The sequence below is a fragment of the Aeromonas enteropelogenes genome, assembly GCF_020097295.1.
GTDB lineage: Bacteria > Pseudomonadota > Gammaproteobacteria > Enterobacterales > Aeromonadaceae > Aeromonas > Aeromonas enteropelogenes.
Genome location: NZ_CP083625.1, coordinates 2,274,721 through 2,300,464 on the forward strand (window position 1 = coordinate 2,274,721; position 25,744 = coordinate 2,300,464).

Consider the following 25,744-nt stretch of genomic DNA (forward strand, 5'->3'; position numbering starts at 1 on the left):
AGGGGGAAATAGAAAGATGCCAGTCAGCGTTTGCCAACTGGCATCTTTGCTTATGGTTGCGAGTTGTCCCAGCGCCGGAAGATGAGGGAGGTATTGATGCCGCCAAACGCGAAGTTGTTGGACATCAGGTATTCGATCTCCGGCAGCTCGCGGCCCGTTCCCGTGATGTGATCGAGAGGGGCACAGGCCGGATCCGGGTTGGCGAGATTGAGGGTCGGAGCAAACCAGCCATCGTGCATCATCTCCAGCGACAGCCAGGCCTCGATGCCGCCGCAGGCCCCCAGGGTGTGGCCGAAGTAGCTCTTGAGGGACGAGATGGGGGTCTGGTCACCAAAGATGGCGGCGGTTGCCTGGCTCTCGGCGATGTCTCCGCGCTCGGTGGCAGTGCCGTGGGCACTGATGTAACCGATCTGCTCGGGGGTCAGCCCTGCCTGATCCAGCGCCATCTGCATGCACAGCTGCATGGTCTGGCTCTGGGGCTGGGTGACGTGGGCCGCGTCGCAGTTGGTGGCAAAGCCCACCAGCTCGGCGATGATGGGGGCGCCGCGCGAGAGGGCGTGTTCCAGCTCTTCCAGCACCAGAGTGCCGGCCCCCTCACCGATGACCAGACCGTCGCGATCCCGATCGAACGGGCGAGGGGTGAGTTCGGGGGTGTCGTTGAGTTGACTGGTGGCGAACAGGGTGTCGAACACCACGGCTTCGGAGGGGCAGAGCTCCTCTGCGCCGCCCGCCACCATCACTGTCTGGTAGCCGTGGCGGATCGCCTCATAGGCATACCCAATTCCCTGGCTGCCGGAGGTGCAGGCGCTGGAGGTGGGGATGACCCGGCCACGCAGGCCGAAGAAGAGGCCGGTATTGACCGCCGCCGTATGGGGCATCATCTGCACATAGGTGGTGGCGGTGATGCTGGCGGTGGTCTTGTCGTTGAGCATGGCGCCAAAGGCGCTGATGGGGGCCGTGCTGCCGGTGGAGGAGCCGTAGGCGATGCCGGTACGACCATCGGTCAGCACAGGATCACCCAGCAGCCTGGCCTGCTCCAGCGCGAGCTCGGTGGCCACGGTGGACATCTCGGAGACGCGGCCCATGGCGCGGGTCTTCTTGCGCGGATAGTGGGCCGGCAGGGAGAAATCGGTGATGGGGGCCGCCAGCCGGGTGTTGAGCCCGTCGTAGACGGCCCACTCCGGCATGGTTACCACGGCGCTGCGTCCTGCCTGCAGGCGAGCCTTCACGATGGCCCAGTCGTTGCCAAAGGCGGTCACACCAGCGATGCCGGTGACGACGACACGTCGGTTCATATCAGGCCTCCGTTGATGGAAATCACTTGCCGGGTCACGTAGCCGGCGATGTCGGACATCAGGTAGGAGACCAGACCCGCAACTTCGTCCGCCTGTCCCATCCGCTTGAGGGGGATCATCTTGAGCGCCTCGCTCTCTACCTCGGGGCTCACCATGCCGGTGTCGATAAGGCCGGGGGCCACGCAGTTGACCGTGATGCGCCGCTTGGCCAGCTCCAGTGCCAGCGCCTTGGTAGCGCCGATGAGGCCCGCCTTGGAGGCGCTGTAGTTCACCTGGCCACGGTTGCCCATGATGCCGGAGACCGACGACAGGGTGACGATGCGCCCGCCGCGGCGCAGCCCGATCATCGGCATGATGCAGGGCTTGAGCAGGTTGTAGAAGCCGTCGAGGTTGGTGTGGATGACGTCGTCCCACTCCCCGTCCGTCAGGGCCGGGAAAGCGCCGTCGCGCACGATACCGGCGTTGCAGACCACGCCGTAGTAGGCGCCGTGCTGCTCGATATCGGCTTCGAGGCGCTCGCGGCACTGCTCCCGATCGCCGATATCGAACTGGATCAGGCGCCCGCTCCCCCCTTGGGCGACGATGTCGTTGAGGGTCGCCTGGGCGCCCTGTTGATCCCCGTGATAGTGGACCACCACGGCAAAGCCGTCGGCGGCCAGTTTCAGGGCGATGGCCCGGCCAATCCCCTTGCTGGCGCCGGTTACCAATACGGTCGAGTTCATTGTGATTGGGTCTCCAGTAAGTCTGTCAGTTGGGCCGTCGTGGGCTGGTAGGTGCTCAGGCGCGCCTTGGCGCACAGGGTCTCACCTTGCAGGATGCGGCATTCGAAGCTGGCCATGCCGGCGTCCTGCAGCAGGCAGTGCGCCTCGATGCGCAGCAGGCTGCCAGCGGCAAACGTGGGCAGATGGCTCTCGTATTTGCGGGTGCCGAGCAGCATGCCGATACGCACCGGCTCGCGGAGTTGATGCGCCTGCAAGCCGGCCCAGGCGGCGATAGCCTGGGCCATCAGCTCGATGCCGCACCAGCCGGGCAGGTTGCCCTGTGCATCGAGCAGCAGGGCGTGCCGCTCGCCCACCCGGGTCTCGCAGCTGATGCTCTGGGGCTCAAACGCCGTGACGCGATCGAGCAGCAACATGGGCGCCTGGTGGGGCAGCAGTTGTTCTATGGGAGGAAAAGTCATGGCGCCTCTTTGCCAAAGATAAGGCTCACGTTGTTGCCACCGAAGGCAAACGAGTTGGACATGATGATGCGGGCCGCCCCGGCCTCCCTGACCAGCGTGAGCGGGGCCAGACTCGGGTCTTGCGCTTCCCCTTGCGGGGGCAGCGGCAGGGCGCGCTCCAGGAGCAGGCAGCACAAAGCCGCCTCGGTGGCTCCGGCCGCCCCAAGGGTGTGGCCGGTCAGCACCTTGGTGGAACTCACCGCCACCCCGTGAGGGAAGAGGCGCGACAGGGCCAGGCTCTCCATCTCGTCGTTGAGACGGGTGGCGGTACCGTGGGCGTTGACATAGTCGATGTGCTCGGCCTCAAGGCCGGCGCGCGCCAGCGCCATGCGCATGGCCCGCTCGGCCCCTTCCCCTTGCGGGTGCGGCGCCGAGATGTGCCAGGCATCCGACGACTCCCCATCTCCCAGCAGGGCCAGGGGGGCGGGATCGCGGCTCACCAGAAACAGGGCCGCCCCTTCACCGATGTTGATGCCGTCGCGCCCCGCCGCAAACGGACGGCAGCGCCGCTCGCTCAAGGACTCCAGGCTGTCGAAACCGTTCAGGGTGAGGCCGCACAGGGAGTCGGCACCGCCGACCAGGGCCACATCGGCCTGGCCGCTCTCGAGCAGGCGGCGCGCCGTGATAAAGGCCCGCGCGCTCGACGAACAGGCGGTCGAGATGGTCATCGCCGGTCCCAGTATGCCCAGATGCTCGGCAAGAAAGGTCGACGGGGATCCCAGCTCCTGCTGGGCATAGTCGAAGCGGGGCGACATCGCTTCACCTCTTAGCTGCGCCGCCACGGCCACCTCGGCCTCGCCGATGCCGGAGGTGCTGGTGCCGAGCACCAGGGCCACCCGATCCGCGCCCACCCGGCTGATGGCCGCGCTCACCTCGGCTTCGATGTCGGCCAGGGCGGCGAGCAGCAATTGGTTGTTGCGCGAGTCGTGGCGGGGCTGCGCCACCTCGGGCAGCGGATCCCTCACCCGCCCCACCGGCGAGGTGCGGCCATCGACCAGGGTCCAGTGCTCTTTATCAAGGGGGCTCTCACCCCGGCTATGCCACCCGTTGAGGGCGTCGCACACCGCCTCCTTGCCGCGACCGAGGGCGTTAATGAGGCTGTAGGCGTGAACGTAGAGGGTCATGGGGCCAGGCTCTCCAGTGTCAGGGCATAGCCGAAGCGGTGCTGGGTCAGGCTGACCGGCTCGCGCTGGCCCTGCCAGGTGTGGTAACGGATCTCGGTGACCAGCTCTCCGGCGGGATCGGTGAGGCGCCGGACATCTCCCTCGTCCTTGAGTTGCCAGCCGGCGGGCAGGCGGGGCTGCCAGTCGGCCACGGGCCAGTAGCAGAGCATGACATCCGCCAGCACCTGGGCGGGGGGCGGCAGGGCGTTACCCGGCAGGGGAAGCAGGCGCTCGCTATGAATGCCGCTTCGATCGTACTGCACCTTGAACAGGCGTGCCCCGGTGGGCATCAGGCCGACCAGGGTGATCCCTTGCGGGCCCGCCTCCAGGGCGGTGAGCAGCTGGTACTGCTTGCCCTGGGCGCTGGCCAGCAGCAGTTGCTGGCGGGTGAGAGGTTCGGCCAGGGTGGGCGCCGGCAGCGACAGGGGGACGTTCGGGGCGATAAAGGCCTCCACCCCCTGCCGGCTGCTGCAGCCGCCCAACAGCAACAGCAAACACATCAGATATCTCATCATGACTCCGCAGCCGGCCGCGGGGCCAGCACCATGGGCGATAACAAAAACGCGGTAAAGATCCCGCCGCTCAGCACGATGCCAAAGCCGGCGATGGCCGGGGTGTGGCTAAGCGCCAGCAGGCCGAAGGCCAGCAGGGTGGTGAGGTGGGCGAGCAAAATAGCCAGCAGGGTCGACTGCTGGCGTCCCGGGTCCTCGCCGCAGTGGGCGAAGAAGAGGCCATAGTCGATGCCGATACCGAAGATGAGGCTCAGCGCCAACACCCCGAAGAGGGTCAGCGGCTGCTGGCTGAAACCGAGCAGGGCCAGCCCCATGGCGATGGCCAGGGCGTTGACCAGCAGGATGCGCGCCGCGACGCGCCAGCCGACGCGCCGCCAGAGCAGCCCGGTCACCAGCAATACCGCTACCAGCAGCAGCTCGGCCAGCTTGAGGCGATAGTCGGCGAAGAGCTGGCTCCACTGGCTGCGCTGATCCTGCCACACCACACCATCCAGTTCGGTGGCGAGGTTGGCCAGGGCGGCGGCGTCGTGAATACCGGCGAGTGGCACCCAGATGCCGACCCGGCCGTCAGGCAAGACATGCCAGAGCAGCCGGCTCCCTTCGCTGACCGGGCTCGCCAGCCAGGCTTCGGGGGTGAGCGGCGAGAAGGGGCGTCTCTTGGCCTCCACCGGCAGGCCGGCCCCCTTGAGCGCCGCGATGACGCTCGGTTGCAATTTCATGATGGCGTGATGGTCCGCCTGCTGGCTGGCCAGGGAGGGGAGCCATTGGCTGATGGCGACGAATTGCTCCAGCTGTCCGTGCTGACGGGCCTGCTCGAGGTGGCCGGCTAGGGTTTCGAGTCGGGTGAGGGCCTGCTCGCCATCGCGCCCGACCACCAGATAGCCGGTCATGCCCCCCTGCTGGCCAGTCAGCTGCTGGATCTGGCGCTCCTGCGCCTGCAACTGGTGCGGCAAGGGTTGCAGCTTCTGGATGTCGTCATCCACCACCAGACGACTCACGCCGATGGCGCTGATGACGAGAACCAGCAGCGGAAGCCAGCGGCGCAGGCCAGCGGGCGCGCGCCAGGCGGCAATCCAGCGCGCCTGCCAGCGGCGGATGGGGAGCGGCCCCTGTGACAATTCCCCGAGCCAGGCCGGGAAGAGCAGCAACACGGTCAGGAAGGCGGCCAGCAGGCCGGCCAGGGCGCAGACCGCCAGCTGCTGCAGCCCCGGGAAGGGGGCGAGCCAGAGCAGGGCATAACCGATGAGCGTGGTGAGCAGGGCCAGGCTCAGGCCAGGCAGCAGGTGGGCGCGGGTCTGGGCCGGCGTCTCGTGGCCGTGCAGACGCCGCTCGCTTAGAAAGTGGAGCGCATAGTCGATGGAGATGCCGATGAGGCTGGTGCTGATCACCAGGGTGAAGACGTGGATCTCCCCGAACACCAGCAGCACGGCGCCGAGCCCCCACAGCATCCCCGTGGCCAGCGGCAACAGGGAGAGCAGCAGGGCCCGCAGCGAGCGAAACGCCAGCCAGATCAGCAGCACCACGCCAAAGAGCGATCCCAGACCGATGGTGGAGATATCCTGCTCGGCCAGGGTGCTGGCGTGCTGGCTATAAAACAGGGTGCCGCGGCGCAGCAGCTCGGCCCCGGGGTAGTCCTGTTTCAGCGTATCTTCGGCGCGGGTCAGCTCGGCCAGCAGCTGCCGGTTGCGGGCCATGTCGAAGGCCGAGAGGTTGAGCTCGGCGCGCACCAGATACCAGCGCCGGCCATCGGGCCCCAGGGCACTCAACCAGCCCTGTTCGCCAAGCTGCATCAGGCTCTTCTGTTCGAGCACGGCGGCGCGGGTCAGCAGCATGGGGTCGGCCTGCCGCTCGGCCCGGGAGACGCCGCCGAAGGGGGAGTAGATCTGCCCAAGCACCCACTGGCTCCAGACGCTGGCGCCCCCCTCCAGCCGCGCCCGGGCGGCCGGGGTGAGGTGCTGCCAGGCCATCTGCTGCAGATAGGCTTGCCAGGCGGGTGCAAGCTCGGGCTGAGCCCCCTTCACCTGCACCAGGGCGTCGATGGCTTGCAGCTGTCGGCTCCACTCGGTCGCGGCGGCCTCACCGTCCTTGCCAGCGGGCAGGCTCACCAGCCACACCAGCTGCCGGTCCAGGTTGGCGAGCAGCCCGGCGCGCAGCTCGGGGTGCCACTGCTGATGCTCCTCTTTGGGCAGCAGGTCCATCACGCTGGTATTGAAACGGGCGCGGGGCAGGGCCAGCGCCAGGGCGATGCAGACCACCACGCAGAGCAGCAGCCAGGCCCGCCCCAGCAGGCGCCAGTGTCGTTCAGTGAGCATCAAAGCGGGACTGCTCCTCGGCGCTCAATGGCAGGGGCTTGAGCTGCCAGTTGGAAAAGCGGATCAGGGTGACATCCCCCTGCTTGTCGTGGATGGCCAGCGACCTGAGCTCATCGCGCCCCTTGAGCACCAGAGTCGCGAAGATCTTGTCAAGGGGAGCGCGGATGGGCTCCAGGGTCAGGGTCCACTCCTCTCCCTCGCTGGTGAGGGTGTGGCGAAAATAGCTCGCCAGCGCCGCTTCGCTCGGGTCAAACAGGGCCAGCATCAGGTTGCTGAACTCCAGCAACTGGGGGTTGTCCAGGGTCTGGGTCGGCTGGCCCTGCAACTGCTGCACCATGCGGGTGGGGGTGAGCGTCAGGGTCAGGAGAAAGGGCTTTTGCTGCTGCCACCAGAGCCCCTGGCCCTTGACCAGCAGGATCTCGCCGCCGGATCGCAAGGGTTGGCTCAAGCCACTTATCTGGCGCTCCTGCTCGAAGCGGGCGCTGCGGGCATCGGCGGCGGTGAGCTGACGCTGCACCTCGGCCAGGGTGATCTGACCGGCCAGCAGGGGCCAGGGGAGCAGGGCCAGCAGCAGCCAGAGGCACTTTCTCACTCTTTCACCCCCAGCTTGTCGAGCAGCACCCGGGGCGAGGCGAGGCACATCTCGCCACTCTCCTTGCTGACCGCCACCTGCACCGTGTAGCCCTTGCTGGTGCGTTGATTGGTCGCGGGATCGTAGAGCAGGTAGTCAATCTTGAGGCGGTTCTGGTACTCCGCCAGGGTGGCACGCACCCGTACCGTCTGGCCAAAACGCAGAGGCGCCACGTACTTCATGCGCACGTCGATGACCGGCCAGAGGTAGCCGGAGGCCTCCATCTGCGGGTAGTTGTAGTCGATGCGATCGAGCAGGGCGCAGCGGGCCAGCTCGATGTAGCGCAGGTAGTGGCCGTGCCAGGCGACGGCCATCATGTCCACGTCGTGAAACGGGACTGTGACGTCGACTTCGGCGCTCAGTTGCCAGGGCTCAGCCATGGGGCACCTCGTCGTAGAGCGGGTAGTGACGGGCCTGCAGGCGCCCCATCAGGGCGCGCAGCTCGGCCTCCAGCGGGCGATCTTCAGTCAGGAAGGGGTGATCTCGGCGCACCGCCTCCACCGTGTGAGCCAGCGCCGGGCTAAGGGAGTCGGGCCCCTTGCCCTGCAGGGCGAGTCGCAGTTCCACCCCTTGCACCGCGGCCAGCAGGCTGGCACTCGCCACCTGCTCGGTCAGGGTCAGCACCCGCAGGGCGTCGCGGGCCGCTATGGTGCCCATGCTCACCTTGTCCTGATTGTGACACTCGGTGGAGCGGGAGAAGACGCTGGCGGGCATGGTGTGCTTGAGGGCCTCGGCGGTCCAGGCGGAGGCGCCGATCTGCACCGCCTTGAAGCCGTGGTTGATGAAGCGCAGCGATTCACTGGCACCCGAGAGGTTGCTCGGCAGCCCCTGATTGAACTTGGTGTCCACCAGTTGCGCCAGCTGGCGGTCGAGCAGATCGGCCAGGTTGGCCACCGCCACCTTCATGCTGTCCATGGCCATGGCGATGTGGCCGCCGTAGAAGTGGCCGCCGTGCATCACATGCTCCCCGTCACCGTCGATAAGAGGATTGTCGTTGGCGCTGTTGAGCTCGTTTTCGATGAGCTGGCGCCACCAGGGCAGGCTGTCGGCCACCACGCCGATGACGTGGGGCGCGCAGCGCAGGGAGTATCTGTCCTGCAGCCGGTTGCTGTGGTGGGGCAGCTCGCCGCTTTGCAGATCCGCGCGCAGCCAGGCGGCGATCTGCTGCTGGCCCGGGTGGGGTTTGGCGGCAAACAGGCGCTCGTCGAAGTGGAAGGCGTTGCCCTCCATGGCCACGCTCACCAGCGCCGTGATGCGGGTACACAGACGCATCAGGTAGTCGCAGCGGGCGAAGGCGAGGCAGGCGAGCGCCGTCATCACAGAAGTGCCGTTCATCAGCGCCAGCCCCTCTTTCGGGCGCAGCTTGAGCGGTGTCATGCCGAGTTCACGGTAGAGATCCGCCGCCGCCATCAGCTGGCCGTCCCGATAGAGATCGCGCTCTCCCACTAATGCCGCCGCCACATAGGAGAGGGGCGTCAGATCGCCGCTGGCACCGACCGAGCCCTCCTCGGGAATGCGCGGCAGCAGATCTTGCTCCAGCAGCCAGGTGAGGCGCTCGAGCAGGGTGACGCTGACCCCGGAGACCCCCTGTGCCAGGGAGTTGAGGCGGGTGGCCAGCACGGCGCGGGTAGCGGCCGGGCTGAGATTCTCGCCCATACCACAGCCGTGGAAGCGGGTCAGGTGCAGGGGCAGGGCATCGACCAGATCGAGGGGCACGGCGCGGGTGACAGAGTCGCCGTAGCCTGTGGTGACCCCGTAGATGACCCCTTCGTCGGCCAGCAGCCGGTCCAGATAGTCGGCGCCGCGCTGGATGCGGGCACGGAAAGCGGGCTCGGGGTTGAGCGTCGGGGTGGCGCGGCGCTCGGCCAGGGCGACCACCTCTTCAATGGTGAGGGGACGGGCCCCGAATACGATCTCGTGCATACCTTGCTCAATCCTGCTCATCGGTCAGATGCCAAAAGTCAAAAAAGTTGAACCACTCCAGCGGGGCCCGCAGGCAGTGGTATTCCAGCCGGTCGGCATAGTGTTGCACCCTGGCCTCGAGGCGCTGCTGGCGCTCGGCGCGGGGCAGGGGAGTGCCATCGGCAAAGGGTTCGAAATGGACCCGAAAACGCCCCTGTTCCCGCAGTCCGAACATCAGATAAGTGGGGCAGCCGAGCACCGCCGACAGGGCAAAGGGTCCCAGGGGGAAGGGCGCCTTCTCCCCGAGAAAATCGGCCCAGACCACCCGTTTCTCACGGGTCACCGAGGTGCGATCCCCCACGATCACCACCCATTCCCCCGCCTCGATGCGGGACTTGAGCATGATGGCGGTATCGGGCCCGAGCTCCTGCACCTGTACCAGGTTGAGGCCCGAATCGGGGTTTACCTCTTGCATCAGGGCGTTGAAGCGGGCGGCGTGGCGGGTGAAGACCAGGGCCGTGATGCGCACTCCCTGCTCCTGGCTGCCGAGGGCGCGGCACAGCTCCAGGTTGCCCAGGTGTGAGCCGATGATGAGCGCCCCCTGGCCGCGGGCGGCCTCGTAGTGCTCACGGTTGACCAGCTCGACGTCGTCGAGATGGATGTCGCCGCGCCAGGCGGCCAGCTTGTCGAGGGCCGCCTCGCCAAAGCGCAGGAAATGGCGCAGGCTCCCCATCCGCTCGGGCAGGGGATGGCCAAGCTGCCCGGCGCGGGCGGTGAGGCGGGCCAGATAGTTGCGGGAGGCCTCGCGCTGGCGGCGACCGGTCAGCCAGAAGTAGGCGATAACCGGCAGCGATATCACTCTGAAACCGGGGCGCCCGAGCAGCCGGTAGCTCCACAGCAGAGTACGGATGCCGAGCAGGGTGCCACGCTCCGGAGTGCGAGACCAGTGCGCCTTCCCCTTGTTCAGCAGCCTCTTGGGCCAGCGCAGCAGGTGGGCGGCTCCATCGCGCAGCAAGGTCAATACCAGCCGGGTGTGCATCCAGGAGATGCGCAGGTTGTCGTGCAGCGGGTTGAAGTGGGAGAGGCCATCCTCGGGGTAGTGCACCTTCACCGGGATAAAGCGCACCTGTATCCCTCGCCAGTGCAGGCGCACCATCACCTCGATATCAAAATCCATCCGCTCCCCGAGGGCGCACTGCTCGAGCAGCTCGCAGCTTGCTGTCACCGGATAGACCCGCAGGCCGCACATGCTGTCTTTTATCTCGAACGAGAGGGTCTCTATCCAGACCCAGACATGGGTCAGGTAGCGGCCGTAGAGGCGCCCCTTGGGCACCGACTCATCGTACTGGGGGGCGCCGGAGATGAGAGCCTCGGGGTAACGCCGCGCCTCGGCCAGCAGATCCGGCAGGCGGGCGAGATCGTGCTGGCCATCCGCATCGACCTGCAGGGCGTGGCTAAAACCTAGGCCCCTTGCCGCCAGCAGCGCCGTTTTGACCGCTCCGCCCTTGCCCCGGTTGTGCTCATGGCGCAGCAGGGTGACCCAGGAGGCGTGCTCGGCAGCCAGCTGGTCCAGCCGGGCGGCGGCAACCGGTTCGCTGCCATCGTCCACCAGCAGGCAGGGCAGGCCGAGGGGGGCGAGTTCATCGAGCACGCCGGCAAGGGGAGCGGCGTGGTTGTAGCAGGGGATAATCAGGCAGGGCGTCACGATACCTTGACCCTTCCGCTGCTCGCCAGGGGCAGCTCTGCCAGGGACTCGGCGCAGCCGACCCGGTACTCGAAGCGCAGCTGGCCGTCGTCTTGTCTCTGTAGCATCAACCAGCACTGCTCATCCGGGCGCAGGGGACGCTGGAACTTGAGCTGATCCATCCCCTGAAATTCACCAGCAAGCAGCCCTTCCTCGCGGGCGAAGTGGATGGCCAGGTGCAGCTGGGCGACCCCGGGCAGCAGGGGAGCGCCGGGAAAGTGGCCACTAAACCAGGGCAGGCTGGCATCAAGGCGCAGCAGCAGTTGCACGCCGTCGGAGGTGACCTGACGCGCCAGCTGCGTGGGGAGCAGTGAAATATCCATCAGGGGTGTTCTCCGGGAATGGGGGCGGCCGGCTCGTCGAAGGCGCGGCGCAGCGCCACGCCGTCGCGCTTGCCGGCGCCGGTGAGGGGCAAAGCCTCCAAGAGTCTGAGGCTGCGCGGCAGCGCCACCGGCTCGAGCCAGGGGCGAAGCCGTTGGCGCAGGGCCTGCAAGAAGGCGCCGTGACCGAGGCGGGTGAAGCTCGCCATCCCCTCCGGGGTCAGCACCAGAGCAACCCCCAGGATTTGGCGGCCACTCTGTTCAAGGGGCAGGATGGCGGCATCGTGCACACAATCGAGGGCCAGGAGGCGTTGCTCCACCTCGTCGAGGGAGATGCGTTTCTCCTCGAGCTTGATGATGCGATCCAGGCGGCCCAGCAGGCGAAATTGCCCCGGCTCGCCGCACAGGGCGATGCGATCGCTCCCGCGCCAGGGGGCGAGCTCGTCCATAAAGGGGGAGCTCAGCAGCAGGGTCTGCTGCTCGTCACAGCCGACCTCGACCCCGGGGAAGGGGGTCCAGGGGCAGTCCGGGCCGCTGCTCTGGCGCCAGCCGATGCCGCCGGTCTCGCTGCTGCCGTAGATCTCTACCGGCAAGGGACCGAGCAGGGCGGCGCACTGGCGCGCATCCTCATACGCGAGGGGGCCACCGGAGGAGACCACCAGTCGGCAGCCGGGGGCATTCAGAACGGCACCGAGGCGCGAGAGAAATGCCGGTGAGCTGATCAGTGCCCAACTCTGGGGCTGGGCGAGCAGCTGCTCCGGGTAGTCGGTCTGCCGACGGGCAAACGGCACGCCGAGGGCCAGCGGCAGCAGGATGCGAAACAGCAGGCCATAGATATGCTGGTGGCTGACGCTGGCAAAGAGCCGTGCGCTCGTGAGGGCGGGGCCCCAGAGGGTCGCCTGCACCCGCACCTCTGCCTCGATCAGTGACCAGGGCTTGGCGATGGCCTTGGGCTGGCCGCTGGAGCCCGAGGTGTAGAGGGTGAGGGTCGGGGCCAGGGAGGGGGCGTGGCGGCTCGTGGGCTGTGCGTCGTCGCCAGCCACGCAATCCACCCGCAGCACGGGGCAGGGAAGCGAGAACGCCTCGTCGCAGATCACTCCCTCGAAGGCATCTTGTTCGAGCAGCTCCTCCAGGGCGGCAAGCCGCTGGTGGCCGGGTAGCACTACATCGTGTCCGGCTATGGCGCAGGCCAGCAGGGCAACGGTGAAGTAGTAGCTGTCGTTCAGACAGAGCGCCCAGCGGGTCGCAGAGCCGCTCTTCAGCTGGTCGGCCAGCGTCATGGCCGTGCGGCGCAGGGTCTCCAGCGTGACCTCACCTTGGGCATCGAACGCGACGACGCGCTTGCCATCGGCCAGCAGCAGTTCATCCAGCAGGGTCATGGTGTACCCCGCTTCATCACTCGTTGTCTAATCAGCCACTCGCCGCCCATCAGGGCCCCCATCAGCAGATAGCTGATAAGGCCGTTGTAGAGGCTCCAGAGCGCCAAGTCCCCCTGCCAGATGGTCCAGCCGGAGCAGGCACCATTGGCGATGAAGAAGAGGCACCACACCAGCGTCACCTTGCGGGTGTAGCGAACCCCCTGCTCGGGCAAGTCCGGCGTGGTCAGGCGTGCCAGCCGCTCGACCATGGTCATGGGTTGGCGCAGGCTCGCGCCAAACAGGGCCAGCAGGGTGGCGTTGACCGCCAGCGGGTAGTAGAGCAGCCAGTCGTGCTCGCGAAACCAGAGGTTCAGGAGCACCAGCAGCAGACCGGTGGCCCCGAGCCAGCGGGTCGCCCACTGCCACGCCACCGGCATCGCCGAGCCGGCGATGAGGCGAATGGCAAACAGTGGCAGCAGCAGGAGCGTCAGCAGCTGCCCCTCCCCGGATGACAGGCAAAAGTAGACCAGCAGGGGATAGAGCAGCAACAGGGCGCCTGCCAGCAGGTTGAACCGCCGCACCATTACTCGGCGATCAGGCGTTCGACGGCGTCGACCACGTCGGCGACGGTGCGCACCGACTTGAACTCTTCCGGCTTGATCTTCTTGCCGGTCAGCTTCTGCAGATGTACCACCAGATCGATGGCGTCGATGCTGTCGAGCTCGAGTTGCTGATAGAGCTGGGCATCCAGGGTCACGGCCTCGGGATCGATCTCGAACAGCTCGACCAGGGCATTGCGGATCTCGTTGAAGATGTCGTCTCTGGTCATGGCCTTATCCTCGCTGTGCGGCGACGAGGGCCGCCAGGGCAGTGACACTGGCAAAGTGGCGACGGGTGTTTTCGTCATCGGCGGAGAGCACTATGCCGTAACGACCCTTGATCGCCAGACCCAGTTCCAGGGCATCGATGGAGTCGAGCCCGAGGCCGTCGTTGAAAAGCGGGGCATCGGCGTCGATGTCGGCCGGCGTCATGCCCTCCAGGTTGAGGCTGTCGATGATCAGTTGTTTGATTTCTTCAGTTAAGGTGTGTTGCATCTTGAGTCCATCGCGGTGCTGGTTGGGTCGGGCTCAATACCCGTTTGAAATAGTGGGTCAGATGACGTGCCGCCAGTGAAGGGGTCTCTTCCTGTGGCAACATCTCCTGAACCTGGCATTGGGGCAGAAATTCTACCGTAAAGACCGGCTTGTGTGCGGGCACCCGAAACCAGGGGTGCTGCTTGGTCAGAAAAGGGGCCGAGCAGTGAATGCGCACTGGTTGCAACCTCGCATTGCAGCGCACGGCGAGGTGGGCCGCCCCCCGCTGCAGTTGCAGCGGCTGGCCCGGCGTGGTGCGGGTGCCTTCCGGAAATATCAACAGCACGCCACCCCGTTGCAGGCGCTCACTGCACAGGGGCAACAATTTTTCGGCCGCCACGTTGGGAATATACCCGGCGGCGCGGACAATACCGGCGACAAAAGGATTATGCCAGAGCGCCTCCTTGACGATGCAGTCGCACTCCGGCATATGGGCCGCCAATAATACGTAATCGAGCAGGCTGGGGTGATTGGCCAACACCAGCACGCCGTTTAGTTGCTGCGGAATATGGTGGAAACGGTAATCCAGCACACCCAATAGTTTGAGAATATTGATAAACAGACGGAAGGTGACCCGGATGGTGGTCTGGGCAAGATGACGCTGCATATCACCACGGACAAACAGCCACAGCAAAGGAAACCAGAACAGAGTCAGCAACAGGCAACCCAGGCCAAACAGGGTAAACCCCAGCATGGTGCCGAACAAGCGCCAGAGCTGATTCAATTTCGCTGCCATAGCCACTCCCGACGCCCGTCGAAAATAGAAAAACGCGACTCATCGGTCAGCAGCGCCCGCCAGCAGGCGAGGGCATCTCCTGTGCCGGTTGCGCATGAGGGCGTTGTCATCACCTCTCCTTGCCACTGCGTTCCCCTGGTCAACACCAGGCCCACCGCGTGGGGTGGCGCTTCATCGGGCAGCCAGGGCTGACTGAAGGCGGGGATCGCGCCTTCGAAGCTGACCACCAGCACCCGTTTCATGCCGTCGGCCAGCATGCCCATCGCCTCCTGCAGCGCGGCAGCAACACTGCCGGTGCCGGCGGCCAGGGAGCTCATGGGGATGGGCTGCTTGCCCTGAATGGAGGTCAAACCGGCGGCCGTGTTGTGCACCGATTGGGAGAAATCGGTGGGAGAGAGGCTGCGCCGCTCGGCCAGGGCGCCGAGCAAGCCCAGGGAGCGATCCAGCTCACCGTGGCGACTGGCAAACACGGCGCCATCCACCGGATGGCGGGAAAGCAGCTCCAGCGCCACCTCGACCGCCAGGCGTCCACCCAGGCTCATGCGCCTGGCCACCATCATGGGGATATGGGGCGTCACAGCGAGTGCCGGAGGCAGCCAGAAGTCATCCTGAGCCCACGCCAGCCACTGCTCACGGGTCGACATACCCGGAGCCAGGGCGTGGCTTGCAACGATGGAAAAAGTGGGCATTCTGTGCACGAAACGACCTTGATGCGCTAACGGCTGTGATACCAGGGGAGATGTGACCGGACCCACAGAAAGTCGGTTCAGCTCCGGTTAAGGATTCTGAAATAGGGCTGCATATTACCATTATTTTTCTTTATGACCAGAGGGAAAGTGTGAGCTCGCCAATAGGTGTGATGGAAAGTTAATTCACCTTCCTTTATTTATTGAAAGCTTGCAGTTTTTATTGTTTTATTGGGGCGGTTTTTGGCAGGTGTCACAATTTAAAAAGGTTAATAAAATGAAAATATTTAAACTTATTTTTGCAGCCCTCACATTAACGCTGGCCGCAGGCTGCTCCACGACCCAACCGGTCATGAATATGAGCAATAGCCCGGTACCGGCCAATCTCAGCGAACAGACAATTTCTCAGGCAATTATTAATGCGGGTGTCAGTAAGAAATGGGTAATGCGTGAAGAACGTCCCGGGTTAATTAGCGGCCATATTCAAGTTCGCTCACATCAGGCAAACATCAGTATTCCCTATAACACTCTCAATTATTCCATTAATTATGTGAGCAGCGTCAATTTAAGTGACAACGGTAGCGGAAAAATTCACCGTAATTATAACCGCTGGATCAACGGGCTGAATCAGGCCATTCAGATCGAACTGAATCGCGCCAGCAGCTACAAGTAAGGTCGGTGTCTCTTGAACCACTATCACTCCGATAGCCATAACGCACTGGATGCCATCAGCCAGGCCCAGCGGATTGCCTTCGCCCCCATGCTGTTCCAGGCTGCCTGGAGCCTGCGCGAGACCGGCATCCTCGCCAGCCTGGCCGCCTCCCGGGAAGGGGCCACTGTGGCCACTCTCGCCCATGAGACCGGCCTGACCGAGTATGCGGTCGGCGTCTTGCTGGACATGGGCCTGGGGGGCGGCATCTGCTACGTCCGCGAGGAGCGCTACCATCTGGGCAAGGTGGGGCAATACCTGTTGAGCGATCCCATGACCCGGGTCAACATGGATTTTGTCCAGCACGTTTGCTACAAGCCCCTCGCCCATCTGCAACAGGCCATCGAGAGTGGTACTCCGGCTGGCATCAAGGAGTTTGGCGACTGGCAGAGTCTCTATCCCCATCTTAAGGATCTGCCGGAGCCGGCGCGCGGCAGCTGGTTTCGCTTCGACCACTTCTATTCGGACTGGGCGTTCAAGCAGGTGCAGGATCTGGTCTTTGGCTACGAACCCCGTCACCTCTACGATCTCGGCGGCAACACCGGCAAGTGGGCCCTCTCGTGCGCCCGGCGCAATCCCGAGCTGGAAGTGACTATCCTCGATCTGCCGGAGCAGATCGCCATGGCCGACGAGCAGATCCGCGAGGCCGGGCTGGCAGGTCAGGTCCGGGGTTATCCGGTCAACCTGCTTGAGGAGCGCCAGCTTCCCGGTGAAGCGGATATCTGGTGGATGAGCCAGTTTCTCGACTGCTTCGGCCACGACGAGATCGTCGCGCTGCTGCGGCGCATCCGTCGCAGCATGAAGCCGGGGGCGCGCCTGTGCATCCTGGAGCTGTTTTGGGATCGGCAACCGTTCGAGGCGGCGAGCTTCAGTCTCAATGCCACCTCCCTCTACTTCACCTGCCTGGCCAATGGCAACAGTCGCTTCTATCACTCGAAGGAGCTGTACCAGTGTCTGCGGGAGGCGGAGTTCCATGTGGAGGCCGATCACGACATTTCGGGGCCGGGCCATACGCTGCTGGTTGCGGCGCCGCTGTGAAGCGGGTAAACAGTAGAGCCTGACTGATTGCATGGAGCCGTGATGAAATACCTGCTGCTGATTGCCGCCGTGTTGCTGGCGGGCTGCGCCGAGTTGAAGGGGGCGGGGCGTACCATAGGCCATACGACTCGTGATGTGACCCGCGAGATAGGCCATACCACGCGGGATGTGACCCGGGAGATCGGTCATGGCACGCGCGATGCGGTCAAAGGGATTGGCAACGAGATCCAGAACCAGTAAGACAAGAAGGGCCCGTGGGCCCTTCTTTCATTGGGGAGCCTGATTTACAGGGCGGCGGCGATGCGCGCCCCCAGGGCGGCATTATTCAGCACCAGCTGGATGTTGGCCGAGAGCGAATTGCCGCCGGTCAGTTCGCAGACCCGGGCCAGCAGGAAGGGGGTAGAGGCCTTGCCCTTAATCCCCTGTTCGTCCGCTTCACCCAGAGCCTGAACGATGGCCGCATCGATGTCGGCCCTGGGCATGGCATGCTCGGCCGGAATGGGGTTGGCCACCACGGCGCCGCCAGCCAGCCCCAGCTCCCATTTCAGACGCAGCGCTTCGGCAATGGCCGCCGGAGTATCGAGCCGGTAATCCACCTTGAAGCCGCTTTCGCGGGTGTAGAAGGCGGGCAGCTCCTCGCTCTGGTAGCCGATGACGGGCACCCCTTGCGTCTCCAGATACTCCAGGGTCAGGCCGATGTCGAGAATCGACTTGGCTCCGGCGCAGACGACAGCAACCGGCGTTTGCGCCAGTTCCTGCAGATCCGCCGAGATGTCGAAGGTCTCGGGCGCGCCGCGATGCACCCCGCCGATGCCACCGGTGGCAAACACCCGGATCCCCGCCATGGCGGCGATGATCATGGTCGAGGCGACCGTGGTGGCCCCCATCCCCTTGCGTGCCAGCACGAAGGGAATATCGCGTCGGCTGCATTTGGTGACGGCGTGACCGGCGCGGCCCAGCGCCTCCAGGGAGTCCCCATCCAGCCCCACCTTGAGGCGACCATCCATGATGGCGATAGTGGCCGGTACGGCGCCGTTGTCGCGTACCACCTGCTCGACCTGGCGGGCCGTCTCCACGTTCTGCGGATAGGGCATGCCGTGGGAGATGATTGTGGATTCGAGGGCCACCACAGGTTTGCCTGCGGCCAGGGCGGCGGCGATTTCCGGCTGGATATCAAGGTATGCGTTCAGCATGAGTACTCCTCCAGTATGCGGTCAACGGCGGTCTTGGAGAGACCGGAATAAACGGTATCGGAACAATTGACGGTGAGGGCGGCGCAGCCCAGGGCGAAGCGGGCCGTGCTGGCGATGTCGTGCCCCTGCAGCCAGGCGTGGGCCAGACCGGCCATGAAGGCATCTCCACCGCCGGTAACATTGAGCACCGGGCTGCCGAGTACCGGCAGATGGCCCTGCAGCTCGCCGTCGCTGTAGAAGATCCCCTGATCCCCCAGGCTCAGAAACAGCCGCTGCACCCCGGCACGGTGGAACCAGGCGGCGGCCATGGACCAGGTCTCGGGTCCGGCGATGGTCATGCCGCACAGCTTCTCCGCCTCGCTGCGATTGGGTTTGAGGGTATGGATCCGGCCGAGCCAGGGGCGAATTTTCTCCACCTTGGCCACCGAGACGGTGTCGACGAAGATGGCGTGCTTCCCCTGTCGCTCGAACAGCCAGTCGAGGGTGTGGATGGCCAGGTTGGTATCCAGTACCCAGAGCCGGGCGCCGGCGAGAAATCCGGCCAGGGGGGTGAGCCTTGCGGGGGTGAGCTGATCGATGATCGCCATGTCGTTGATGGCGCAGCTCATCTCGCCGCTGCCGTCGTGCAGGCTGAGATAGCAGGAGGTGGCATGGCTGTCCAGTACCTGGGTCTGGCGCACATCGACCCCCGCCTTCTGGCTCACCTCGAGTAGGTGATGGCCATATTGATCGTTGCCCACCGCGGTCAGCAGCCGGGTATCGGTACCTAGTCTGGCCAGGTTTTCGGCGATGTTGCGCCCCACGCCGCCGGCTGAGGTACGCACCTTGCCTGGGTTGGAGTCGCCAATCAGCAGCTGGCCATGGCTGGTGCCGCAGATATCCATGTTGGCACCGCCGACCACCACCACGTAAGGGCCTTCCCGCAGCACATAGCCTCTGCCTTGCACATATCCCTGGCGGATCAGGCTGGAGATATGGCTGGCCAGCGCCGAGCGGCTGATGCCGAGGCGATCTGCCAACTCCTGCTGGGGGATCATGGGGTCCTGGCGCAGCAGGGCGAGGATCTCTTGTTCACGCTCCGTCATAGACAAACATCCATTTGCAAACGTTTGTCTATTATTTCCATTCGCTCTTTTCGCGCCATCGCAGCGTGTGGAAAGTGTCGGCGAGCGCACAAAAAATCGTCATTGGGTTAGCGGGCGTTGCCGACGCGGTCGGAAGGCGCACTTTTTGCGGGTCGGGTGCGCCATTGGAGCTTATAATGCCGGCCGCAAAGAGGAGAAGAGATGATGGTGAAACGTTCGTTCTGCTGTGTGGGGCTGGTCAATCCCAAGTCACCGGAAAATGTGGGCTCGGTGATGCGGGCGGCGGGTTGCTACGGGGTGGATGAGGTCTACTACACCGGCCATCGCTTTGAGTTGGCGCGCCGGTTTGCCACCGATACCAAGCAGATGGTGGACAAGATCCCGCTACTGGGGGTCGATGATCTGCTGGCCTTTATCCCCGAGGACTGTGTGCCCGTGGTGGTGGATCTTATCGAGGGGGCCACTCCGCTTCCGGAATACCAGCATCCCGAGCGGGCTTTCTACATCTTCGGACCCGAGGATGGCACCCTGGATCCCGCCCTCTATGGTGTGGTCAGGGATGTGGTGTATGTGCCGACCCGGGGTTGCATGAACCTGGCCGCCTCGGTCAACGTGATCCTCTATGACCGCCTGGCCAAGCAGCACAGGGCTGACTAGGGGATAACCGTGTCTCGCCTTGATGTCATCGGGGAGCGGCCTGCTTTTCCAGCTCCTTGATGAATCCCTGATAGTAGTCATAGAGATGGTTGTGGCGATAGATATCGGCCAGTGTGCCCTGACGGATCAGGGAGGCCATGTCTTGATCCCAGATCCGCTGCAGCTTCGCCCCCTCTGCGGTATCGGAAAAAATGGGGTAGGTGGGGATCCAGCGCAGAAAGGTCCGGTACAGACCGGTGGGGAGTTCACCGTCGGGATAGAGCACTCCGGCCGTCAGGAAGTAGCGATAGCGCCCCTTGTTCAACAGCTGCAGGGCCACCTCGTCACTGTCTATCTCGTGCCACTTCATGGTGACCGGGATGTATTTGTCCAGCGCCCAGCCCCGTCGCCATAACACATGCTGTCCCTGCAGGCTGGATTCTCCCCGCCACTGGGGTTGCCACTGCTTGAGCATGATCACCGTCAGATCATCGGCAGAGGCGGGAAAATATGGCTGCCGCACTCCGCGCACTTCGCCAAGATAGACCCCCATCGCCATGTCCCCCCCTTTTTTGGCGATCAAGGCCAGGGAGCGCTTGTAGGGCACAATATGGTGGATCACCCGGTAACCATGGGGTTGGTAGATGGTGCGCACCAGCTCGAGATAGACCCCCTTGCCATCCGCTTGGCAGAAGCCGGGCCAGTCATCGCAATAGACATGAAGGGACGCTGCGCGGCTGCCAAAAGAGGCGCACAGGCAACAGAGCAACAGAAAACCGATACGCAGTAGAGTCAGAACAGGCTCCATGGTGACAAGCGAGTCATGCTGAGCCTTTACTTTATACCAAGGTATGGGTAGCGGCTATGCGCAGAAAAACTCGGATGCTCATTTTGCGACAGGGTCGAGGGTTCTTTTTCAAGTAGTTGTTATGATGGGGTTAAAGATTCAATAGTGACCCAACAACAGAAGAGGAGACTGCTTATGTCATCGATCAAGACGCTGCTCTGCCCCGTCGATTTTTCCCACATGTCTCAAGCGGTACTCGACTACGCCGTCTTCATGGCTCAGACCCATCAGGCCCAGCTCAAGCTGATCCACGTGGTCGATCAACTGCACGGCTTCGACAGTTACAAGATCCTGCACATGACGGCCATCGAGATCACCCATGAGATGGAGCGTCAGGCCAGAACCCAGCTCAAGGAACTGATAGCGACGCTGCCCATTCCCGCGACCTTCGATATCCGTTTTGGCCGGGCGGCAGACGAGATCGTCATCCAGGCAAAAGAGGATGAGGTGGACTTGATCGTCATGGGCAGCCATGGCCGCTCGGGGATCACCCATCTGCTGGTGGGCAGCGTGGCTGAATCCGTGGTGCGTCATGCCCCTTGCCCCGTGCTGGTGGTGCGCAAATAGGGCGTTGCGCTGGTGGGATGATCAGGGCCGGCGTTTGCCGGCCCTTTTTGTTGCCTCAGCCATGGGCGTAGATGACGCTGCCCCCCTTGATAGCATCAATGATGGCCTTGGCCTGCTCCTTGGGCAGGGCGGGGCATCCCCAGCTGCGACCCAATTTGTTGTGCTTGCGCAGATGGGAAGGGCTGGCGTAGGCCGCGCCATGTACTACGATGGCCCGTTTGCGGGCATTGCCATTGAGGGCCGGGGTCAGGCCATCGAGGCGCAACGAGTAGCCATGCTTGCCCTGATAGGTCTCCGCGGTACGGTAGACCCCGAGGGAACTCTTCAGGGAATTGGGCTGATTGGAAAATTGACGGGCGGCCAGCTCGCCGGAGTTGCGGCCATGGCTGACCCAGGTGTGATAGAGCAGCTTGTGCCGCTTCATGTCGATGACAAACAGGCGGCGCAGGTTGGATGGTTTGCTGTAATCGATGATGGTAAGGATGGGTTTTTGCTTGTGGCGTACGCTCTGGTAACCGTAAAGTGCCTTGCGAAACGTCTCCCTGTCCAGCTTGCCTGCCAGTCCCAGCTGGCGGTAGAGCGTCTGATCCCAGCTTGCATGGGCCTGGTTGTCCAGGCTGATGGCGACCAGCAGCAGTGGCAACAGCAGCCACGCCAGCCAGTGTTTGTGTCGGGCGTATTCTCTCATCCGTGAATTACCTCGCTATTCCCGGCCGTCCAGGCTTTCGCAGATAGTCCGTTATCCGCTCGATAGTTATATGCAAGGTATTGAAAGGGCGCAATAAAAAAACCGGCCGCAGAGCGGCCGGAAAGAAATTCATACAATAGGCATTGCTTTCACAGGGGGTAACACACTTCCAATTGCTTAGAAGTTGTATTGCAGGGCAACAGCGACGATGTCGTCGGTGTTCTGGCCCAGCTTGCTGGTGCTGGAACCGTTTTCTTCGTCCAGCAGGTTCAGCTTGTAATCAACATAGGCGTTGAAGTTGTCGGTGAAGTAGTACCAGGCACCGATGGAAACGTACTCGGTGTAGGTGTCATCGATACCGCGTGCATCATCTTTCACGTCGGTGCGCAGGTAAGCCAGAGACGGCTTGAACTTGCCGATGGTGTACTGGGCAACGGCTTCGTAACCGTCATGCTTCTCGGCGTAGCCGTTGTAGCCATTGCCGATGAACATGTAGTCTTCACCGTGGGCATAGGTAGCAGCCAGGTAGAGGTCGCCAGTTGCGTACTTGACGCCGACACCCATCAACTTGGCATCGTCGTTGCCGCCGAAGGCTGCATAACGGGACTGCTCGTCAGTCTTGCCGGCCTGGTTGTAGGCAGCAGACAGACCCAGACCCATATCGAAATCGTAGGAGGCCGCTACGGCGAAGCCTTCAGCAGAACCTTTGGTGTTCCAGCTGTTGCCGGTGTAGGCGTTGCCGCTGTAGCTCTGCTCAATGGCGCTGCGACCGGAGTTCTGCGGATCATTGTTGCCGGTGAACTGGGCACCCAGGGTCAGACCATTGTAGGTGTACAGGTACTGGGCCAGGCCGTTGGTACGACCGGTACCGAATACTTCAGTACCTTTGCCCAGGCCGTCACCACCCCATTCGGGCAGTACGTCGGTGTAGTCGTTAACGATGCGGAACAGACCGTCCTGACGGCCGTAGCTGAAGGCACCGAAACGATCGTGCTTGATGCCGGCGTAGGCATAACGCAGTTCATCGTTGTCAGAACCGGAGGTAGGCAGGTTGTACTCGACAAAACCGAAAGCCTTCATTTCCGGGGCAATCTTGGTTTCACCGCTCATGTTTACACGGAAGTAGCTGGCGTCGCCTTCGGAACTGTCGTCATCAGTACCGTAGTACATGCCCTGAGCACGACCACCGATGTCCAGTTTGGTGTCGTTCTGGTTGTATACGGTTGCGGCATTGGCACCACCGGCCAGCAACAGGCTGGAGATGGCAAGAGTCAGTGCAGACTTTTTCATAATGCTTATTCCTCTGTAATAAGACTTCCGAACCTGTTTCTCGGTTCTATTGGATCGGAGGGGCTCCGATACCCACAAGGTAGGAGTCGAAACCTTGACTGGCGCTGAATGCATCAATGCTTAATTAACCTTGGGGCATCCGCTAGGACAGTTAATTTCTTGCGATTAAAAAAGTAGCATAAAAAATTAACTTAATTTTATTCAATGAGTTAATTGGTGAGGATGAGTGAGCAGGGATGTGGATGTGAGCCAATAGTATCCCATAAGCCGGAAGTGGCAGGTTGTGAGGCCGATCACACAGGAGATCGCGGCAAAACAGGGAGGTGGGGGAAAAACAGAGGGGCGAATGGAGCGCCCCCCCGGGAAGATCAGCAGGGTTTTTGCCACAGGGTGAGCAACAGATCCTGCTCCAGCAGATCCGGCCCCTGATGGGTGAAGGCGTGACGTTGTTCGCCGTTGGCTCGCCAGCCGAGGCGACTGGTTTCCAGAATAAAGGTGCGCAGGGCCTGATCCATGGTCATGGCGAACTGGCAACGATCCTGCCCCACCAGCTCGAGGCCGGTGAGAGATGGCCAGCTCAAGGGATGTTCCATGCTCACCGGATTGAGACTGACTCTCAGCTGCCACTGGTGGCGAGGTCCGGGTTGCAGATAGAGCAGATAACCGCCCGGTGCCAGCCAGCTGACCAGTTGCTCTGTCTTGACCTTGAGATCGTTGACCAGCAATACCTGGGCAGTGCCGGGCTGCAGGAGCGCACGGACCGGATCGGCGATGACGAACTGGCCCTCCGGCTGGGCCTTGCTGGCGGCGAAGATGGTGTTCTTGGCGATATCGACGCCGCCAAATTGCCAGCCGGGCAGCCGCTCGGCCAGTGCGCGGCAGTAGTAGCCTTCGCCGCAGCCTAGGTGGATCAGCTCATGGACGCCGAGTGGGGCGAGCAAGGCGGCCATCGCCTCGATGAGTGGCAATTGGTGTCCCTGTTCCAGAAAATGGCGCTTGGCACGCATCAGGGCGCGGCTGTCGCTGTCCTTGGGATTCTTCTTGCCGGGGATGAGATCCAGATAGCCTTCCGGTGCAGGATCGAAGTGGTGCTTGTTGGCGCAGTAGACCCCACGAGAGACTTCGTGAAGATGCAGGGGGCTGCGGCAACGGGGACATTGAAGATGCATAAAAACTCTCCTGGCTGATGCCATGAAAGGGGAAGGGCGTTCGGGATTATAGGGGAGCGGATCGAAAAAGGCTGCCGTGGCAGCCTTTTTTATCCGGTAGCCGGTATCGGGTCTATCTGCGGGTGCCGAAGACCACGATAGTCTTGCCGTGGGCGGAGATGAGCTCCTGCTCTTCCAGCATCTTGAGGATGCGGCCGACGGTTTCGCGGGAGCAGCCGACGATCTGTCCGATCTCCTGACGGGTGATCTTGATCTGCATGCCATCCGGGTGGGTCATGGCATCCGGCTGTTTGGCCAGGTTGAGCAGGGTCTGGGCGATCCGGCCGGTCACATCCAGGAAGGCGAGGTTGCCGACTTTCTGGCTGGTATGTTGCAAACGCTTGGCCATCTGGCCGGAGAGGCGCATCAGGATATCCGGGTTGACCTGGATCAGCTGGCGGAACTTCTTGTAGGAGATCTCTGCGACTTCGCAGGAGCCCTTGGCACGAACCCAGGCTGAACGCTCAGGATTCTCGTTCTCCTCGAACATCCCCATCTCGCCCAGGAAGTCGCCCTGGTTCAGGTAGGAGAGGATCATCTCTTTGCCCTCATCGTCCTTGATCAAGACGGCCACAGTGCCCTTGACGATGTAGTAGAGGGTTTCCGCTTTTTCACCCGCGTGGATCAGGGTGCTCTTGGCGGGATACTTATGAATGTGGCAGTGCGACAAGAACCATTCCAGGGTGGGATCGCTTTGCGGTTTGCCAATAACCATGAGAATTCCTCTGTAGTGTCTTTTTATGGACTTGTGCGTCCGGGCAAGCTGCCAACCTTGCCATTCCTTGTAGTGGTCGCAGTAGGATAAGAGCCTTTGTCTGTGCTGACAAGGCTTTGCGGGCTTTTGAGGATCCCTTGGAGTCATGCCTGCTGCGCCGTTCGCGTCATTCTAGGGAAGATGAGTGGGGGATATGTTGATTTTGATCTATTTCCATTCCAACTCATCCGTTACGGCGTCGGTATGGGCACAAGGGTGCCGAACGGAGGGGGAGTGGGGTATGCTATGGACATCATGAGCATAATGACAATACGAGGATGCGTGAGATGAAAGCCAAGGTCAGCTGGGTAGAGGGCATGAAATTTACAGGGGAGAGCGAGTCCGGCCACAAGGTGGTGCTGGATGGTGCCAACCCTGGTGAAGGGGCAAGCCCGATGGAGATGATCCTGCTGGCGGTCGGTGGTTGCAGCTCCATCGACGTGGTCTCCATCCTGGAGAAGGCGCGTCAGTCTGTGACCGCCTGCCATGTGGAACTGGCCGGCGAGCGGGCAGATTCGGTGCCACGGGTTTTTGAAAAGATCCACCTGCACTTTGTCGTCACCGGCAAGGGGCTGGCCGAAAAACAGGTGGCCCGCGCGGTGGATCTGTCGATGGAAAAATACTGTTCCGTTTCCCTGATGTTGGAAAAAGCGGTACAAATTACTCACAGTTATCAAATTCTTGAAGCCTGATAACCCGAGCGTTGTTTCGTTGATAA

At 63.0% G+C, this 25,744-nt stretch carries 30 protein-coding genes; 6 read left to right on the forward strand and 24 right to left on the reverse strand.

The features are described from left to right. Window positions 1-50: 50 nt before the first annotated feature. From LA321_RS10715 to LA321_RS10795, 17 genes are read right to left on the reverse strand one after another with little or no spacing between them, the layout of a single operon-like run. Entirely contained in the window at window positions 51-1,295 is a 1,245-nt protein-coding gene (locus tag LA321_RS10715) for a beta-ketoacyl-ACP synthase (RefSeq protein WP_042072757.1), read from the reverse strand. After that, window positions 1,292-2,017 carry a 3-ketoacyl-ACP reductase FabG2 gene (locus LA321_RS10720; RefSeq protein ID WP_042028334.1) on the reverse strand — a complete coding sequence of 242 codons (726 nt, stop codon included), beginning with the start codon at window positions 2,015-2,017 and terminating at the stop codon, window positions 1,292-1,294. Before LA321_RS10720 ends, LA321_RS10715 begins: the two co-directional genes overlap by 4 nt. Then, window positions 2,014-2,475, reverse strand: coding sequence for an ApeP family dehydratase (locus LA321_RS10725; RefSeq protein ID WP_042072755.1), 462 nt, complete (start codon window positions 2,473-2,475; stop codon window positions 2,014-2,016). The genes LA321_RS10720 and LA321_RS10725 overlap by 4 nt, the downstream gene beginning before the upstream one ends. Continuing rightward, entirely contained in the window at window positions 2,472-3,638 is a 1,167-nt protein-coding gene (locus LA321_RS10730; protein ID WP_042072754.1) for a beta-ketoacyl-[acyl-carrier-protein] synthase family protein, read from the reverse strand. The genes LA321_RS10725 and LA321_RS10730 overlap by 4 nt, the downstream gene beginning before the upstream one ends. Next, entirely contained in the window at window positions 3,635-4,177 is a 543-nt protein-coding gene (locus LA321_RS10735; protein ID WP_224212207.1) for a DUF3261 domain-containing protein, read from the reverse strand. Before LA321_RS10735 ends, LA321_RS10730 begins: the two co-directional genes overlap by 4 nt. Before the next feature lie 11 nt (window positions 4,178-4,188). Beyond that, a complete protein-coding gene (locus tag LA321_RS10740; protein WP_052445751.1) occupies window positions 4,189-6,504 on the reverse strand; it encodes an MMPL family transporter in 2,316 nt (771 codons plus the stop codon). Beyond that, on the reverse strand, window positions 6,491-7,093 hold the full coding sequence (locus tag LA321_RS10745) for an outer membrane lipoprotein carrier protein LolA (RefSeq protein WP_042072750.1): 603 nt from the start codon (window positions 7,091-7,093) through the stop codon (window positions 6,491-6,493). The genes LA321_RS10740 and LA321_RS10745 overlap by 14 nt, the downstream gene beginning before the upstream one ends. Continuing rightward, entirely contained in the window at window positions 7,090-7,512 is a 423-nt protein-coding gene (locus LA321_RS10750) for an acyl-CoA thioesterase (RefSeq protein ID WP_042072749.1), read from the reverse strand. The genes LA321_RS10745 and LA321_RS10750 overlap by 4 nt, the downstream gene beginning before the upstream one ends. Further along, window positions 7,505-9,055: an HAL/PAL/TAL family ammonia-lyase gene (locus LA321_RS10755; protein WP_407929422.1), complete on the reverse strand. Its 1,551-nt coding sequence runs from the start codon at window positions 9,053-9,055 to the stop codon at window positions 7,505-7,507. Before LA321_RS10755 ends, LA321_RS10750 begins: the two co-directional genes overlap by 8 nt. Window positions 9,056-9,062: 7 nt before the next feature. Continuing rightward, window positions 9,063-10,739 carry a glycosyltransferase family 2 protein gene (locus LA321_RS10760; RefSeq protein WP_042072746.1) on the reverse strand — a complete coding sequence of 559 codons (1,677 nt, stop codon included), beginning with the start codon at window positions 10,737-10,739 and terminating at the stop codon, window positions 9,063-9,065. Next, complete coding sequence (locus LA321_RS10765; RefSeq protein ID WP_042072744.1) at window positions 10,736-11,101, reverse strand: ApeI family dehydratase; 366 nt, start codon at window positions 11,099-11,101, stop codon at window positions 10,736-10,738. The genes LA321_RS10760 and LA321_RS10765 overlap by 4 nt, the downstream gene beginning before the upstream one ends. Next, window positions 11,101-12,477: an AMP-binding protein gene (locus tag LA321_RS10770; RefSeq protein WP_042072743.1), complete on the reverse strand. Its 1,377-nt coding sequence runs from the start codon at window positions 12,475-12,477 to the stop codon at window positions 11,101-11,103. The genes LA321_RS10765 and LA321_RS10770 overlap by 1 nt, the downstream gene beginning before the upstream one ends. Next, window positions 12,474-13,040 carry a COG4648 family protein gene (locus tag LA321_RS10775; protein ID WP_042072742.1) on the reverse strand — a complete coding sequence of 189 codons (567 nt, stop codon included), beginning with the start codon at window positions 13,038-13,040 and terminating at the stop codon, window positions 12,474-12,476. Before LA321_RS10775 ends, LA321_RS10770 begins: the two co-directional genes overlap by 4 nt. Continuing rightward, the gene (locus tag LA321_RS10780) at window positions 13,040-13,285 is read right to left on the reverse strand and encodes an acyl carrier protein (RefSeq protein ID WP_026457247.1); all 246 of its coding nucleotides are present in this window, start codon (window positions 13,283-13,285) and stop codon (window positions 13,040-13,042) included. Before LA321_RS10780 ends, LA321_RS10775 begins: the two co-directional genes overlap by 1 nt. A 4-nt stretch (window positions 13,286-13,289) precedes the next feature. Beyond that, the gene (locus LA321_RS10785) at window positions 13,290-13,550 is read right to left on the reverse strand and encodes a phosphopantetheine-binding protein (RefSeq protein ID WP_042028351.1); all 261 of its coding nucleotides are present in this window, start codon (window positions 13,548-13,550) and stop codon (window positions 13,290-13,292) included. Further along, window positions 13,531-14,325, reverse strand: coding sequence for a lysophospholipid acyltransferase family protein (locus LA321_RS10790; RefSeq protein ID WP_042028352.1), 795 nt, complete (start codon window positions 14,323-14,325; stop codon window positions 13,531-13,533). The genes LA321_RS10785 and LA321_RS10790 overlap by 20 nt, the downstream gene beginning before the upstream one ends. Then, window positions 14,310-15,014: a beta-ketoacyl synthase chain length factor gene (locus LA321_RS10795; protein ID WP_042072740.1), complete on the reverse strand. Its 705-nt coding sequence runs from the start codon at window positions 15,012-15,014 to the stop codon at window positions 14,310-14,312. The genes LA321_RS10790 and LA321_RS10795 overlap by 16 nt, the downstream gene beginning before the upstream one ends. Window positions 15,015-15,288: 274 nt before the next feature. Between LA321_RS10795 and LA321_RS10800 the strand changes: the two genes are divergently transcribed. From LA321_RS10800 to LA321_RS10810, 3 genes are read left to right on the forward strand one after another with little or no spacing between them, the layout of a single operon-like run. Beyond that, a complete protein-coding gene (locus LA321_RS10800; RefSeq protein ID WP_026457251.1) occupies window positions 15,289-15,684 on the forward strand; it encodes a hypothetical protein in 396 nt (131 codons plus the stop codon). A 12-nt stretch (window positions 15,685-15,696) separates the two neighbouring features. Then, complete coding sequence (locus tag LA321_RS10805) at window positions 15,697-16,758, forward strand: methyltransferase (RefSeq protein ID WP_042072738.1); 1,062 nt, start codon at window positions 15,697-15,699, stop codon at window positions 16,756-16,758. 42 nt (window positions 16,759-16,800) lie between these two features. Next, window positions 16,801-16,998, forward strand: coding sequence for a hypothetical protein (locus tag LA321_RS10810; protein WP_042028357.1), 198 nt, complete (start codon window positions 16,801-16,803; stop codon window positions 16,996-16,998). A 44-nt stretch (window positions 16,999-17,042) separates the two neighbouring features. Here LA321_RS10810 and LA321_RS10815 read toward each other — a convergent pair whose 3' ends face one another. Continuing rightward, a complete protein-coding gene (locus tag LA321_RS10815; RefSeq protein WP_042072737.1) occupies window positions 17,043-17,951 on the reverse strand; it encodes a pseudouridine-5'-phosphate glycosidase in 909 nt (302 codons plus the stop codon). Continuing rightward, entirely contained in the window at window positions 17,945-19,036 is a 1,092-nt protein-coding gene (locus tag LA321_RS10820) for a PfkB family carbohydrate kinase (RefSeq protein ID WP_042072735.1), read from the reverse strand. The genes LA321_RS10815 and LA321_RS10820 overlap by 7 nt, the downstream gene beginning before the upstream one ends. 204 nt (window positions 19,037-19,240) lie before the next feature. Here LA321_RS10820 and LA321_RS10825 point away from each other — a divergent pair, with 204 nt between their 5' ends. Beyond that, window positions 19,241-19,693, forward strand: a complete 453-nt coding sequence (locus LA321_RS10825) for an RNA methyltransferase (protein ID WP_042072769.1) — start codon at window positions 19,241-19,243, stop codon at window positions 19,691-19,693. 25 nt (window positions 19,694-19,718) lie between these two features. Here the strand turns inward: LA321_RS10825 and LA321_RS10830 are convergent, their stop codons facing one another. Next, window positions 19,719-20,480, reverse strand: a complete 762-nt coding sequence (locus tag LA321_RS10830) for a type 2 periplasmic-binding domain-containing protein (RefSeq protein WP_209418323.1) — start codon at window positions 20,478-20,480, stop codon at window positions 19,719-19,721. A 174-nt stretch (window positions 20,481-20,654) separates the two neighbouring features. On the opposite strand from LA321_RS10830, the gene LA321_RS10835 reads away from it, so the two are divergent. Next, a complete protein-coding gene (locus tag LA321_RS10835) occupies window positions 20,655-21,086 on the forward strand; it encodes a universal stress protein (protein ID WP_026457772.1) in 432 nt (143 codons plus the stop codon). Between the two features lie 55 nt (window positions 21,087-21,141). On the opposite strand, the gene LA321_RS10840 is transcribed toward LA321_RS10835, so the two are convergent. The 4 genes from LA321_RS10840 to crp form a co-directional block, all read right to left on the reverse strand. Continuing rightward, the gene (locus tag LA321_RS10840; RefSeq protein ID WP_042072734.1) at window positions 21,142-21,774 is read right to left on the reverse strand and encodes a murein L,D-transpeptidase catalytic domain family protein; all 633 of its coding nucleotides are present in this window, start codon (window positions 21,772-21,774) and stop codon (window positions 21,142-21,144) included. A 177-nt stretch (window positions 21,775-21,951) separates the two neighbouring features. After that, window positions 21,952-23,064, reverse strand: a complete 1,113-nt coding sequence (locus tag LA321_RS10845) for a porin (protein ID WP_042072732.1) — start codon at window positions 23,062-23,064, stop codon at window positions 21,952-21,954. Between the two features lie 368 nt (window positions 23,065-23,432). Further along, window positions 23,433-24,233 carry a putative RNA methyltransferase gene (locus LA321_RS10850; protein ID WP_042072731.1) on the reverse strand — a complete coding sequence of 267 codons (801 nt, stop codon included), beginning with the start codon at window positions 24,231-24,233 and terminating at the stop codon, window positions 23,433-23,435. Window positions 24,234-24,345: 112 nt separating this feature from the next. Then, window positions 24,346-24,987 (reverse strand): cAMP-activated global transcriptional regulator CRP, encoded by a 642-nt coding sequence (crp, locus tag LA321_RS10855; RefSeq protein ID WP_042072729.1) that lies wholly within the window; start codon window positions 24,985-24,987, stop codon window positions 24,346-24,348. Window positions 24,988-25,313: 326 nt separating this feature from the next. Between crp and LA321_RS10860 the strand changes: the two genes are divergently transcribed. Next, window positions 25,314-25,718 carry an OsmC family protein gene (locus LA321_RS10860; protein ID WP_026456728.1) on the forward strand — a complete coding sequence of 135 codons (405 nt, stop codon included), beginning with the start codon at window positions 25,314-25,316 and terminating at the stop codon, window positions 25,716-25,718. Window positions 25,719-25,744 lie beyond the last annotated feature (26 nt).